Source organism: bacterium Scap17, from assembly GCA_013376735.1.
In the GTDB taxonomy this organism is placed as follows: Bacteria; Pseudomonadota; Gammaproteobacteria; order Pseudomonadales; family Halomonadaceae; genus Cobetia.
Genome location: VINJ01000001.1, coordinates 243,253 through 255,298, shown reverse-complemented (window position 1 = coordinate 255,298; position 12,046 = coordinate 243,253). Strand labels below are relative to the sequence as shown.

At 61.5% G+C, this 12,046-nt stretch carries 10 protein-coding genes and 5 tRNA genes; 6 read left to right on the top strand and 9 right to left on the bottom strand.

Annotated elements, in window-relative coordinates:
• The first annotated feature begins 13 nt into the window (after positions 1-13).
• Complete coding sequence (locus tag FLM52_01195; protein NVN54427.1) at positions 14-976, top strand: homoserine kinase; 963 nt, start codon at positions 14-16, stop codon at positions 974-976.
• A gap of 175 nt (positions 977-1,151) precedes the next feature.
• Positions 1,152-3,050: a biosynthetic arginine decarboxylase gene (gene speA, locus FLM52_01190; GenBank protein ID NVN54426.1), complete on the top strand. Its 1,899-nt coding sequence runs from the start codon at positions 1,152-1,154 to the stop codon at positions 3,048-3,050.
• Positions 3,051-3,203: 153 nt separating this feature from the next.
• Here speA and FLM52_01185 read toward each other — a convergent pair whose 3' ends face one another.
• The gene (locus tag FLM52_01185) at positions 3,204-3,938 is read right to left on the bottom strand and encodes a fumarylacetoacetate hydrolase family protein (protein NVN54425.1); all 735 of its coding nucleotides are present in this window, start codon (positions 3,936-3,938) and stop codon (positions 3,204-3,206) included.
• Positions 3,939-4,159: 221 nt separating this feature from the next.
• A complete protein-coding gene (gene thpD / locus FLM52_01180) occupies positions 4,160-5,248 on the bottom strand; it encodes an ectoine hydroxylase (GenBank protein ID NVN54424.1) in 1,089 nt (362 codons plus the stop codon).
• A gap of 594 nt (positions 5,249-5,842) precedes the next feature.
• Here thpD and FLM52_01175 point away from each other — a divergent pair.
• The 4 genes from FLM52_01175 to FLM52_01160 all read left to right on the top strand — a co-directional run bounded on the left by FLM52_01175 (position 5,843) and on the right by FLM52_01160 (position 9,584).
• Positions 5,843-6,769: a curli production assembly/transport component CsgG gene (locus tag FLM52_01175; GenBank protein ID NVN54423.1), complete on the top strand. Its 927-nt coding sequence runs from the start codon at positions 5,843-5,845 to the stop codon at positions 6,767-6,769.
• A gap of 25 nt (positions 6,770-6,794) precedes the next feature.
• A complete protein-coding gene (locus FLM52_01170) occupies positions 6,795-7,652 on the top strand; it encodes a hypothetical protein (protein NVN54422.1) in 858 nt (285 codons plus the stop codon).
• Positions 7,653-7,768: 116 nt separating this feature from the next.
• On the top strand, positions 7,769-8,152 hold the full coding sequence (locus FLM52_01165) for a hypothetical protein (GenBank protein ID NVN54421.1): 384 nt from the start codon (positions 7,769-7,771) through the stop codon (positions 8,150-8,152).
• A gap of 154 nt (positions 8,153-8,306) precedes the next feature.
• Entirely contained in the window at positions 8,307-9,584 is a 1,278-nt protein-coding gene (locus FLM52_01160; protein NVN54420.1) for a sigma-54-dependent Fis family transcriptional regulator, read from the top strand.
• A 131-nt stretch (positions 9,585-9,715) separates the two neighbouring features.
• On the opposite strand, the gene FLM52_01155 is transcribed toward FLM52_01160, so the two are convergent.
• From FLM52_01155 to mutY, 7 genes are all read right to left on the bottom strand, one after another.
• Positions 9,716-9,790 (bottom strand) — tRNA-Gln (locus FLM52_01155).
• A gap of 3 nt (positions 9,791-9,793) precedes the next feature.
• Positions 9,794-9,869 (bottom strand) — tRNA-Phe (locus FLM52_01150).
• Positions 9,870-9,946: 77 nt separating this feature from the next.
• Positions 9,947-10,022 (bottom strand) — tRNA-Thr (locus FLM52_01145).
• 49 nt (positions 10,023-10,071) lie between these two features.
• Positions 10,072-10,146, bottom strand: a tRNA-Gln gene (locus tag FLM52_01140).
• A 5-nt stretch (positions 10,147-10,151) separates the two neighbouring features.
• Positions 10,152-10,227: transfer RNA gene (locus FLM52_01135), tRNA-Phe, on the bottom strand.
• Positions 10,228-10,331: 104 nt separating this feature from the next.
• Complete coding sequence (locus FLM52_01130) at positions 10,332-10,643, bottom strand: oxidative damage protection protein (GenBank protein NVN54419.1); 312 nt, start codon at positions 10,641-10,643, stop codon at positions 10,332-10,334.
• 137 nt (positions 10,644-10,780) lie between these two features.
• Entirely contained in the window at positions 10,781-11,953 is a 1,173-nt protein-coding gene (gene mutY, locus FLM52_01125; GenBank protein NVN54418.1) for an A/G-specific adenine glycosylase, read from the bottom strand.
• Between the last annotated feature and the right edge of the window lie 93 nt (positions 11,954-12,046).

Here is a 12,046-nt window from a genome sequence, read left to right as displayed (position 1 = left end):
AGAAGAGTCACCCATGGCAGTCTTTACCCCCCTGAGCGACGCTCAGGTCGCAGAATTTCTGGCAGAGTACGACGCAGGCACGCTGACATCGCTTGAGGATGTCGCGCACGGCACCGAGAACTCGACCTTCTTCGTCACCACCGATCGCCGCGAGATGGTGCTGACCCTGTTCGAGCAGGGCGAGCATGCGGAACTGCCCTTCTTCGTCGAGCTGCTCGACTTCCTCGCCAGCCACAAGCTGCCGGTGCCGGGCCCGCTGCACGACCGCGACGGCCAGGCGCTCAAGGTGCTGGCAGGCAAGCCGGCGCTGCTGTTCCCGCGTATGCCGGGCAGCTGGCCGGTCTCGCCCAACGTGGCCCAGTGCCGCGAGATCGGCGCGGCGCTGGGGCGCATGCATGCCGTCTCGCAGCACTTCACTGGCCACCGCCCCAACACCCGTGACCTGCATTGGATCAAGCCGATGCACCACAAGGTGCTGGCGTATCTGAGCCCCGAAGACCAGGCGCTGATGGCCGACGAGATCGATGTCTGCGAAGACGTCTTCAGCGGTGTCGAGCTGCCACAGGGCGCGCTGCACGGTGACCTGTTCCGCGACAACACCCTGTTCGACGGCGACCGTCTCGGCGGCATCATCGACTTCTACAACGGCTGCACGGGCGACCTGATCTTCGATCTGTCGATTCTGGTCAATGACTGGTGCTCCAATGACGATGGCCGCCTGGACCCGGCGCGTTATGACGCCCTGCTCAGCGCCTATCTGGCCGAGCGCCCGATGAACGCCGACGAACGCCGTCTGTGGCCGAGCATGTTGCGCATGACCGCGCTGCGCTATTGGCTGTCACGCCTGCTGGTGGTCTACGTGGACCCGCCCGCCCACAGCCTGACGCCGAAGGACCCGGCGCAATACCGCCAGCTGCTGGGTCGTCGCATCGAGGAAGGCGCCCTGCCGCTGCCCGACGCCGCACAGCCGGCCTGATCGAGCACTTCGATGGCGAATGCGTCGTCAAAGCAATTGCCTGCTGGCCTCCAGCAGGCATAATGCGCCCTCTGAACGCCCGCATCCGTGCGGGCGTCATTGTCTTCTCCGGTGCTGCCCGGCTCGCGGCGCGCCACCGGACTTGTCTTCACGCCGTCCACCTCCGGAGACCGCGATGACTTCCTTTGCCGCCGAAGCCCGCCGCACCTACAACATCGACCAGTGGGGCAGCGGCTATTTCGACGTGGGCCAGGATGGCCTGACCCTGGTACGCCCGCATGGCGAGCCGGGCACGCCTGCGCTGCCGCTGATCTCGCTGATCGACAAGGCCCGCGCCCAGGGCCTGCGCCTGCCGTTGCTGGTTCGCTTCGCCGATATCCTGCATGACCGCGTCGAGCAGCTGTGTGGCGCCTTCGATGCCGCCATCAGCTCACGCGGCTATGGCGCCAGCTATACCGCCGTCTATCCGATCAAGGTCAACCAGCAGCGTCGCGTGGTCGAGGAACTGCTGGCGACCAGCGAGCGCTCACGCGGGCGTGTCGGACTGGAAGCCGGCAGCAAGCCGGAACTGCTCGCGGTGCTGGCGCTGTCGGACAACGGCCCGTCGGTGATCGTCTGCAATGGCTACAAGGACCGCGAATACGTGCGTCTGGCGCTGATGGGCGAGAAGCTCGGCCACCGCGTGCATCTGGTGGTCGAGAAGGCCAGCGAGCTGGAGCTGGTGCTGGAAGAGGCCAGGCGCCTGGACGTGCGTCCGCGCATCGGCCTGCGCGCGCGCCTGGCCACCATCGGCAAGGGCAACTGGCAGAACACCGGCGGCGAGAAGTCCAAGTTCGGCCTGACCGCCAGCCAGATCGTCGCGCTGGTCGAACGTCTGCGCGAAGTGGATGCGCTGGATTGCCTCAAGCTGGTCCACTTCCATCTTGGCTCCCAGATCGCGGACATCAGCGATATCCAGCGCGGTCTGGCCGAGTGCGCGCGCTTCTATCAGGGCCTGCACGAAGCTGGCGCCGGCGTGGAGATCGTCGATGTCGGTGGCGGCCTGGGCGTGGACTATGAAGGCACGCGCTCGGAAAGCGCCTGCTCGCTCAACTACTCGATGCGCGAATATGCCGACTATGTGGTCGGTGCCTTCCACGCCGTCTGTGATGCCCATGACCTGCCGCATCCGCACATCATTTCCGAATCCGGCCGCGCCCTGACCGCCCATCACGCGGTGCTGGTCACGGACGTGATCGGCGAGGAGCGCGTGAACCTGCCGCTGCCCGCACGCCGCGAGGACGATGCCCAGATCGCCGCGCTGTGGGCCCAGGCTGCACGACTGGAGGGTCAGCTGGAGCCGCGTGAGCTGGTGGAGATCTACCACGCCGTGGTGCACGCCCAGCATCAGGTGCAGGAACGCTTCGTGATGGGGCTGGCGAGCATCGCCATCCGCGCCGAGGCCGAGGCCATCTACACCAACGTGTGTCGCAGCCTGGCCGGGCGTCTCGATGCGCGTCAGCGTTCGCACCGCGCGGTGCTCGATGAGCTCAACGAGAAGCTGGCCGACAAGCTGTTCGTCAACTTCTCGCTGTTCCAGTCGCTGCCGGACATCTGGGGCATCGAGCAGATCTTCCCGATCCTGCCGCTGACCGGCCTCGACCGCGCGCCGACACGACGTGGCGTGATTCAGGACATCACCTGTGACAGCGATGGCCGCATCGACACCTATGTGGATGACCAGGGGCTGGACGCCACCCTGCCGCTGCCGGAATGGCATGCCGATGAAGAGAAGCTGCTCGGCTTCTTCATGGTCGGCGCCTATCAGGAAATCCTCGGCGACCTGCACAACCTGTTCGGCGATACCGATTCCGTGGATGCCAGCCTCGACGACGATGGTCAGTGGCAGCTTTCCCATGCCATTCAAGGTGATAGCGTGGCGCAGGTGCTGCGCTACGTGAACTTCGACCCGGAGCAGCTGGCCGCACGCCTCGCGCGTCAGTTCAAGTCATCCAACCTGAATGCGCTGGAGCAGGCCGATCTGCTCGAAGACCTGAAGGCCGGTCTCGACGGCTACACCTACCTGGAGAGCTGAGACAAAAGCCCAGACAGCAAAAGCCCCTGCCGGTGACCCGGCAGGGGCTTTTCTTTTTTAACCCGCTCGGGGCTGCTTTCAACTCCCTCAGGGCTACTACTTACTCGCTCAGGGCTGCTGTCAACACGCTGAAGGCTGTCTTAGCCCTAGACGTCATGCCACGCCGCGAGTGCGTGTCTCGACACGCAGCAGCTCGCCGCTGCCATCCGGGGCATCCAGCGCCAGTGCCAGTGCCTGATCCGGATTCAGCTCGCCGACGCCTTCCGGCGTGCCGGTCAGCACCACATCGCCGGGCAGCAGGGTGAAGCTGTGGCTGATTTCACTGAGCAAGCGCGCAACGGGGAACAGCATCAGGCTGGTATCCGCCTGCTGGCGCTGCTCGCCGTCGATGGCAAAGCGATAGTGCAGCGCCTGGAAATCCACGCTGTGCAGCTCGCCATCGGCATCGCGCCAACGCGGCCCTTCCAGCGCCACGAAGGAAGACAACGGACAGCTGCCATCAAAAGCCTTGGCCAACTCCCACGGCTGGCCCTTGGCCTTGAGCTTGCTTTGGCGCTCACGCAGGGTCAGGTCCAGCGCCAGCCCCATGCCGGCCAGTGCTTCCAGCGCCTCTGCTTCGCTGGCTTCACACAGCGGCTTGCCGATCAGCAGCGCCAGCTCCGCCTCGTAGTGGTACTGACCGCGCCGCCGAGAGATCGCCAATGGCTTGTCCATCGGCGTCACGCTGGTGGCGGGCTTGATGAACAACAGCGGCTCGCTGGGCACTTCATTGCCGAGCTCCGCGGCATGGGCTGCGTAATTGCGGCCGACACAGACCACCTTGCCGAGGTCATGAGCGAAGACGCGACCATCGCTGAAACGCGGGGTGAAACGCTGAGCAAGCGGCATGCAGAACTCCTGTCGGGGCGTGATGGAGGATCAATGAAAGACGATCAATGAGAGATATCGCAATGATACGTCGCCCCGACAGCCTGCCACTACCACACCAACGTCCGAGATTTCGCCGCCTGAGCGCAACCTGGCGTTGTGCAGTTCAGTCCACTGACCTGCTCAATCCTGCGGTCTTTGGGTCTTTCGCTCGCTCCCACCAGCGATCTGTCACGCGCGGCTCATTTCTCCAGTTCATCCCAGCCACCATCGAGACGGTGCGCGAGAAACTCCGGGCGAGGTCGCGCAGCGGCAAAAGGCGCCTGCATCGCGTTGTCGACGCGGTTGTAGACGAAGAAGGCGTTGCTGCGCGGGTCCGGCGACATGTTGGCATTGGAGCCATGCAGCGTATTGCAGTCGAACATCAACAGACCACCAGCGGCACCGGTCGGTGCTTCGATACCACGTTCGGCTATCAGCTCGCTCAGCGCTTCGCGCGAGGGAACCCCGACTTCCTGCGCCTGCAGGGACGACTTGTGATTGTCTTCCGGTGTCTCGCCCAGGCAATGCACGAAGACTTCATGCGAGCCGGGAATCAGCATCAGCGGACCATTGAAGTGATGATTGTCGGTCAGGATGATCGAGGCGCTGACCGCGCGCATCTCCGGCATGCCATCCTCGGCGTGCCAGGTCTCGAAGTCCGAGTGCCAGTTGAAGCCCTTGCCCTCGAAGCCCGGCTTGTAGTTGATGCGCGACTGGTGGACATAGACATCGCCCCCCAGGATCTGACGCGCGCGATCGACCAGGCGCGGGTCCTCGGCGAGCTGACGGAAACGCTCGGACAGGAAATGCACGGCGAAGATGGAGCGAATCTGGCGGCTCTTGGGCTCGGTGATGGTGAAATCACGTCCCTGCCACTCTTCGTTGTCGAGCAGCGCTGCCAGCTCGGCCTTCAGCGTCTCGACTTCCTCCGGCGCCAGAAATTCCGGCTCAAACAGGAAGCCATCGCGCTCGAAGCGCTTGAGCTGCTCGGCGCCCAGCGGCCCCTCATCGGCACGCGAGTTCACGACGGGCTCGCGGCGCTCCTGCCACAGGTGCTGCGGCGGCTGGCTCAGACGCGTCGGATAGGCATCTCGTGAGTGATCGGAGCCACGGTCGCTACCCGACTTGTCGAGATAGGCTTCCGGCGCCTGATCACGGTCGGCATTGGTCTGCCGGGCGTCCAGCTGCTGCTTGGAGGTTTCTGCAGCGGCGCTGCCGTTGCCACCATCGGTCTGCTCGTGTTGACGTTGCTTGGACGAGAGAGCGGAAGTGGCGTTGTACGAAGTCATATGGCGTGAAGCTGTCATCGTGCTCTCCTTAAGGCATCAGTGTCTTGCATTGAGGAAAGTGGAATCTGGCGTTCTTGCATGCGGCCCTGCCGCACTGTGCCACCTATGGGCCATACAACAGACTTCAACCCCAAGATTCATGAAAAAAGCATAGAGGTCTGATCCGCAAGATCGTTAAAAGACCATCCAATCTCACACCACTCCCGCCATCACCCTTCTCAAGAAAACATGAGGCCGTCTGTGCCTCGCGAATGACAAAATCCTTCAGTCATCCCCTCTCGCCAGTTCTGGCTCATCCTGTTGGCACTGAATCTCATCTTCCGTGAGATAACCGGCTTAATCAGCGGCTCACCACTGGCACCATGCCCGTGGTATTTCCCCTCACTTCGCTTCGCCATTTGCAAAACGCATCGCGCGCAACATCGCGCATTAATGCGTAAGTATCTGTGAAATATTGTGAAATTATTTGGCACGCTTCGTGCCCCTAGGAAAGCACGGCAGAACAACTGATAGAGACATATCAGAGAAAAATAACGGCGCAGGATCATGCGTCACACCAGGGGAACTTCCAGCATGTTTAAGCCACGGATATGCATGGCCGCTTGCATGGCCACAGTGCTGGGGGGCTGCGCCGCTGTGGAACCGAAATTCGACAATGTCGAACCGGTCGTAGGGCCACCAGTCACCTCCAACAATACGCCATATAGCGAATGCCTCGTATCACTCAGTCGAATTCAGGGAGCCACCAACCTGCCTGTGATTGCAGTGGGTCAGGTGACGGACAAGACCGGTCAACGTAGTTACTCCACCGTGACAGAGAGTGCTGCCGTGACCCAGGGCGTATCCGAGATGCTGATAAGTGCCCTCTACAAGACTCGCAAGGTGCATCTTACCGAACGCCTCGATGTGCGAGTCCCGCTGGCAGAGCAGCAGCTTTTCGAGAACAAGGCAATGGCCTACTCGCCGCGCAAACTTGCAGTTCTCCCTTCGCATTTCGTGGTTCTCGGTGCTCTTACAGAGCTCAATTACAACATTTCAAGCGGCGGTGCCCGCCTGTTTGTCAGCGGAATCGGGGCCGGACTGCGCACTGCAGTCATCAATGTCGGCTTGGACCTGCGCATGGTCGATATCCGCACCTTCCGCACCGTCTATGTCACCAGCCTGCAGAAGCAGGTGGTGGGTTACGAAGTCGAAGCCGGTATCTACCGCTTCTTCGGCAATCAGTTGGTCGAGTTTGACTCCGGCGCAGTGCGCAATGAACCACTGCAGCTGGGCGTGAGATCAGTCGTGGAGATGGGCGCGTACCAGCTTCTGACTGAAGGCCTGGGGCTTCCTGTACCTGCGGGACAGGAATGCGAGCTTCACCCGGGACAGCATGTTGCAGACGACGATAGCAACACGCAGCAAGTGGCCGCAGCCAATACCAGCAGCAATGCAGCAAGTGGCAATGAAGCAGTCGCAACACCGTTGCAAGCAGCACCCGCATCAGCAGTACCGGCAGCATCCAGCGCAGCACAATAAGTCAACATTCATGAGGAACATGACAATGACTACCTATAACAAGCTCGCAGTCGCCATCGGTCTCGTAAGTGGTGTGATGATGGCAAGTCAGGCGCAGGCCTTCGATAACGTGGACTGGGATTGGGATGGACAGGTGAATACCGATGTCGACATTGACGTCTATATTGACCCGCAAATCAAAGATCCAGGTGGCCTGGTGATGGTCGAAAGTCTGCAGAAGCAGATCGGTGATGTCAGCTCCGAAGCCATCGTCAGTGATGTCAGCTACGGCGCTGCAGAAGCAGGAACGCCGAGCATCGACCTGCTCGACAGTACGAGCTCCAGCTCCTTCGCGATTTCAGGTGCCCACTCAAGCAAGCATGGCTCCAGCGCTTCCGCCGCGGCAGCAGCAGCGGCAGAGGCCAGCGTCGATGTCTACGTGACCTATGAGGGTTCGACCCCCAATCCTGACATCACCAAGCTCGAGTCCCTGGAGAATGCCGCCACTTCGGTGGGCAACAATGTCTCGGTGGATAGTGATGCCATGGTCAACCTGCACAATGAGCAGTTCTTGGCGGGTTCTGGTGGCTATTTCTTCTACCCGGGCACTGCTGAAGTCGAGTCCTTGGCCAAGGTCGACAACATTCTCAACCTGAGCGTGGACAATGCCGCGACCTCCGTGGGCAACAATATGTCGGTCACTCTGGATAGCACAGATATCGATAGCGCCCTGATTGCCGACAATACCCAGATGAGCTTCGCCAACATCAGCTCGACTGCCAAGGTCAGCAACATCACACTGGATCTGCCGCCGGCAGGCAGCTTCGAGGGCCCGGTCATCAACAACGCGGCCACCTCTGTGGGCAACAACATGTCCATCAGCGTCGGCCCCGTTACTCCGTAAATCCTCAACAGGCAACCAACACACGCGGGGCGACCCGCGTGTGTTTCAGTACCTGCCGACATCAGAAGTCTCACGCATCAGACACTGCATCTTTCACAGAGCGAAAGGAGCAAGACATGAATGCCTTTACACGTATCAGCCTGGGGGTCATCAGCGCGGGATGCCTGCTGGCCACGACTGCCAGCGCCAACTCGCTGATGGGGCCCTTCCCTTACGACTTTCCGGCTCGTAGCGCAGAATCCGCCCTGATCCTCTACGAGAGCAAGAAGGCCGGCAGCCTGGGGGAAGGGTCCGATACCAATATCGGGGAATACACTCTCAATACCGGCAGCAGCACCTCGATCGGCAACTGGCAACAGATCGAACAGACGCTGAGTGATGGTTCCACCGGCACCATCGATGGCACTGCGGATCAATCCGCGGATGGTAGCTCTCAGACATCATCGACTGACTTCACCATTACCCACAACAACGGAGATGAAGAGGAAGACGCCCAGTGATGCACTGCCCGGGACAGTCATCAGCGGCAAGACAGACCATCAGATACCAGGGCTCACCCTTTCAGCGTGAGTAGAGAGTTGGTCAGCCAGGCGAGCGTCGAGACTGAGAAGTCTGCCACTCAGGGGGAGCGGAAAAAACGCACTAAAAGCCGCCATGATCATCTCGCACAAGTCATTAACCTCTATATGGGTACTCGATAAACCCCCAAGACGAACACTCAACGCTGGAGAATCCAGACTCTCCGGTGAGGCTGTCACCAGAAGCAGCCCGACAATGATTCTTTCGCAGCCCGCTCACACAAAGCGCAGGCAATGCAGAAAGACCAGCAGCAAGGGAACAACACTCATGACCGCACTGAAAGCTCATCAGGCTGCATCATCGGCTACCGCATTGAATCTGGCTGACGATATCTCCACTACCTCGCGGGTAAGGGAACTACCGGTAAAGCGACCTCGCGGTTTTGGGGAGTTTATCGGAGACTCATCGGCCATGCAGACGCTCTATCGCACTCTCATCCAGGTCGCCCACTCGGACGCTCCCATCTTCATCACCGGCGAAAGCGGCAGCGGCAAGGAATTGTGTGCCACTGCCATTCACCGCCATAGCCCGGTACGTGACGGCCCATTCATCGCCGTCAATTGTGCCGCCATTCCGGCAGAGCTGCTGGAGTCGCAATTGTTCGGACATGTGCGCGGGGCTTTCACGGGGGCCGTGAGCACCCAGCAGGGACTCGCCGTGGCGGCAGATGGGGGGACGCTGTTTCTCGATGAGATCGCGGAGCTGCCGCTGCCCTTGCAGAGCAAGCTGCTGCGCTTCCTGCAGACGGGGCAGGTAATGCCGGTGGGCGCCACGCGCACGGTAGAGGTCAATTGCCGCATCGTGTGCGCCACGCATCAGAACCCGCGGGTACTGGTCGATACTCACCGCTTCCGGGAAGACCTCTTCTATCGTCTGCACGTCATTCCACTCAAGGTGCCGCCACTGCGCGAGCGCGGTCAGGATATCCTGGAGATCGCCACCGGGCTGCTGGGGCGCATGGCAGGCCACGAGGGCAAGCGCTTCACACGACTCAGTGTATGTGCCGAGCGTCAGCTGCTGGCCCATGACTGGCCCGGCAACGTGCGGGAGCTGGAAAACACGCTGCGGCGCGCCATCATCCTCAATGATGGTGAGGTGTTGACGGCCGACATGCTGGATTTGCCCTCCAGCACGGCGCATCGCACGCCGGTCAGCCACAATGTGTCTGAGGGCAACGAGACCACATTGCGCCCGCTATGGATGGTCGAACGCGAGGCGATCGAGAGCGCCATCAGCGCCTGTGATGGCAGCATCCCCCGCGCTGCGGCGATACTGGAGATCGCGCCCTCCACCATCTATCGCAAGCGCCTGAGCTGGCTGGCAATGCACCCGGAAGAGCCCACCTCGCACTGAGGTGAGCGCCGGACCACGGCATGCCCTGTCGCCTTCCAGACCTTTGCTCCAGACGCAGAAAAGCCACCCCGAAGGGTGGCTTTTCTGTTGGCTGCCGAATTCATCCTGCGACTGCATCAGCTAGCCAGAATTGGCTGGGGTACCAGGACTCGAACCTGGGAATGCCGATACCAAAAACCGGTGCCTTACCACTTGGCTATACCCCAATTTGGTGGCCAGAGACGGAATCGAACCGCCGACACGGGGATTTTCAATCCCCTGCTCTACCAACTGAGCTATCTGGCCAACCTGAAGACACAAAAAAAGCCGCCAAGGCGACCTCTATATCGTGTGTTCTTCGCTCATCGACAGAAGCCTGAAGATGGTGCCGGCTAAAGGAGTCGAACCCTCGACCTACTGATTACAAGTCAGTTGCTCTACCAACTGAGCTAAGCCGGCACAAAGAACTCATGATATGAGTCTTCTTACTACGTTACTGCATGTCAGCTGGCTGGGGTACCAGGACTCGAACCTGGGAATGCCGATACCAAAAACCGGTGCCTTACCACTTGGCTATACCCCAACACTTGGTGGCCAGAGACGGAATCGAACCGCCGACACGGGGATTTTCAATCCCCTGCTCTACCAACTGAGCTATCTGGCCCTTGCCAACGAGGACGTATTAAATAGAAAACCTTTCCCGACGTCAACCCTTGCTTATCAAGAATTTGGCGTCGTAATTCGCCTTCCGCCGTCCTCGCCGGCCACTCAGACTTCGTAGCCCTGTCCGCCCTGCGATTCGCCCTTGGCGGCGGCGTCCGTCGGCACGAAACCTTCGGCCTGGTCCGTCTCCTGGTTGTTGAAGAAGCGATCCATCTGCTCCATCAGATAGCGACGGCTGTCGGCATCCATCATGTTGAGGTGCTTCTCGTTGATCAGACGCGTCTGCAGCGCCTGCCACTCTTCCCATGCCTGCCTGGAGACGTTGGACCAGATGTCCTGGCCCTTCTCGCCCGGCAGCGGCGGAAAATCGAGACCCGGCAGGTCCTGGTCATACTTGCGGCAATGTACGGTGCGCATGGGTAACTCCGTAAGAGGACTGGATGTCAGTGCGGATGAGCGCCGAGCCTTCGCCAGACGCCTTAACTGTTCCTCATTCTCGCACGCCTGGGCCGCTTTGCCCCAGACGTACGGCCGGTACCGACGCCAACAGGGCCTCACAGCCCGAACAGATCATCCGTGCAGCGCGCCAGCAGCGCCTTGACCGGCGCCGGCAGGCCCACGGCGTCCGGCGCGGCAGGGTCGACGAAGCGACGGTCGGCGGCCGACTCGCTGACGCTCTCGGCCGCTTGAGCTGGCGCAAGCCCTGCCTCCCCCAGCTGCACCGGCTGTGGCGTGATGGTCAGTCGGAAGTGACTGAAGACATGCTCGAAACTTGCCAGTGGCGCCTCCAGATGGGCGCCGCGGGCTTCGCGGGCGATCCATTCCCGCGCGGCCTCACGGTCCTCGACCAGTGGCGGCGCCCATAGGCCGCCCCAGATGCCCGTCGGCGGACGGCGTTCCAGCAGGATCTTCCCCGCCTCGTCACTGACCAGCAACATCAGTGTCTGACGCGTCGGTATGGTCTTCTTGGGCTTGCTCTCGGGGAAGCGCTTCTCTTCGCCACGCGCATGCGCCACGCAGACTTCCTCGAAGGGGCAACGCGCGCAATCGGGCTTGCTGCCGCGCGTGCACAGGGTGGCCCCGAGATCCATCATCGCCTGGGTCCAGTCCGCCAGCCGCACCTGCGGCGTGTAGCGCTCCGCAAGCGTCCACAGCTTGCGCTCCACCGCCGGACGGCCCGGCCAGCCTTCCACGGCATGCAGGCGTGCCAGCACGCGCTTGACGTTGCCATCGAGAATCGGCGCCCGCTGTCCGGTGCTGATGCTGATGATCGCCCCGGCGGTCGAACGGCCGATGCCCGGCAAGGCCGACAATGCCTCGACACTCTCGACCGGGAAGGCGCCGTCGTACTCATTTACGACCTGCTGCGCGGCCTTGTGCAGATTGCGCGCCCGCGCGTAGTAACCAAGGCCCGTCCACAGGTGCAGCACGTCATCGATATCCGCCGCCGCCAGCGCCGCGACATCCGGGAAGCGCTCCATGAAGCGAGCGTAGTACGGCAGCACCGTCGCGACCTGGGTCTGCTGGAGCATGATCTCCGAGACCCAGACGCGATACGGCGTGGTGTTCTCCTGCCAGGGCAGGTGCTTGCGGCCATGCTCATCGAACCAGTCGAACACGCGCGCCTGAAACGCCTCGGGACTCAGAGCGATATCTTCGAAGCCGGGCGTGGCGTGGCTCTCGGGAGCTGTCACGTCTGGCGTGGCAGCAGTGTCAGATCGCGCCATCAAAACTTCCTCTGCTCGTGCCATGGTCGACGCCATGGCCTGGGCTCAAACGGCAGCACGCCAGCCCCGAGGAGCTGGCGTGCCGGTCTTGCT

Bases quoted from the DNA above. Each gene is read 5' to 3' on its own strand.
- FLM52_01195 (NVN54427.1), top strand. From the start codon at position 14: ATGGCAGTCTTTACCCCCCTGAGCGACGCTCAGGTCGCAGAATTTCTG.
- speA (NVN54426.1), top strand. From the start codon at position 1,152: ATGACTTCCTTTGCCGCCGAAGCCCGCCGCACCTACAACATCGACCAG.
- FLM52_01185 (NVN54425.1), bottom strand. From the start codon at position 3,938: ATGCCGCTTGCTCAGCGTTTCACCCCGCGTTTCAGCGATGGTCGCGTC.
- thpD (NVN54424.1), bottom strand. From the start codon at position 5,248: ATGACTTCGTACAACGCCACTTCCGCTCTCTCGTCCAAGCAACGTCAA.
- FLM52_01175 (NVN54423.1), top strand. From the start codon at position 5,843: ATGGCCGCTTGCATGGCCACAGTGCTGGGGGGCTGCGCCGCTGTGGAA.
- FLM52_01170 (NVN54422.1), top strand. From the start codon at position 6,795: ATGACTACCTATAACAAGCTCGCAGTCGCCATCGGTCTCGTAAGTGGT.
- FLM52_01165 (NVN54421.1), top strand. From the start codon at position 7,769: ATGAATGCCTTTACACGTATCAGCCTGGGGGTCATCAGCGCGGGATGC.
- FLM52_01160 (NVN54420.1), top strand. From the start codon at position 8,307: ATGATCATCTCGCACAAGTCATTAACCTCTATATGGGTACTCGATAAA.
- FLM52_01130 (NVN54419.1), bottom strand. From the start codon at position 10,643: ATGCGCACCGTACATTGCCGCAAGTATGACCAGGACCTGCCGGGTCTC.
- mutY (NVN54418.1), bottom strand. From the start codon at position 11,953: ATGGCGCGATCTGACACTGCTGCCACGCCAGACGTGACAGCTCCCGAG.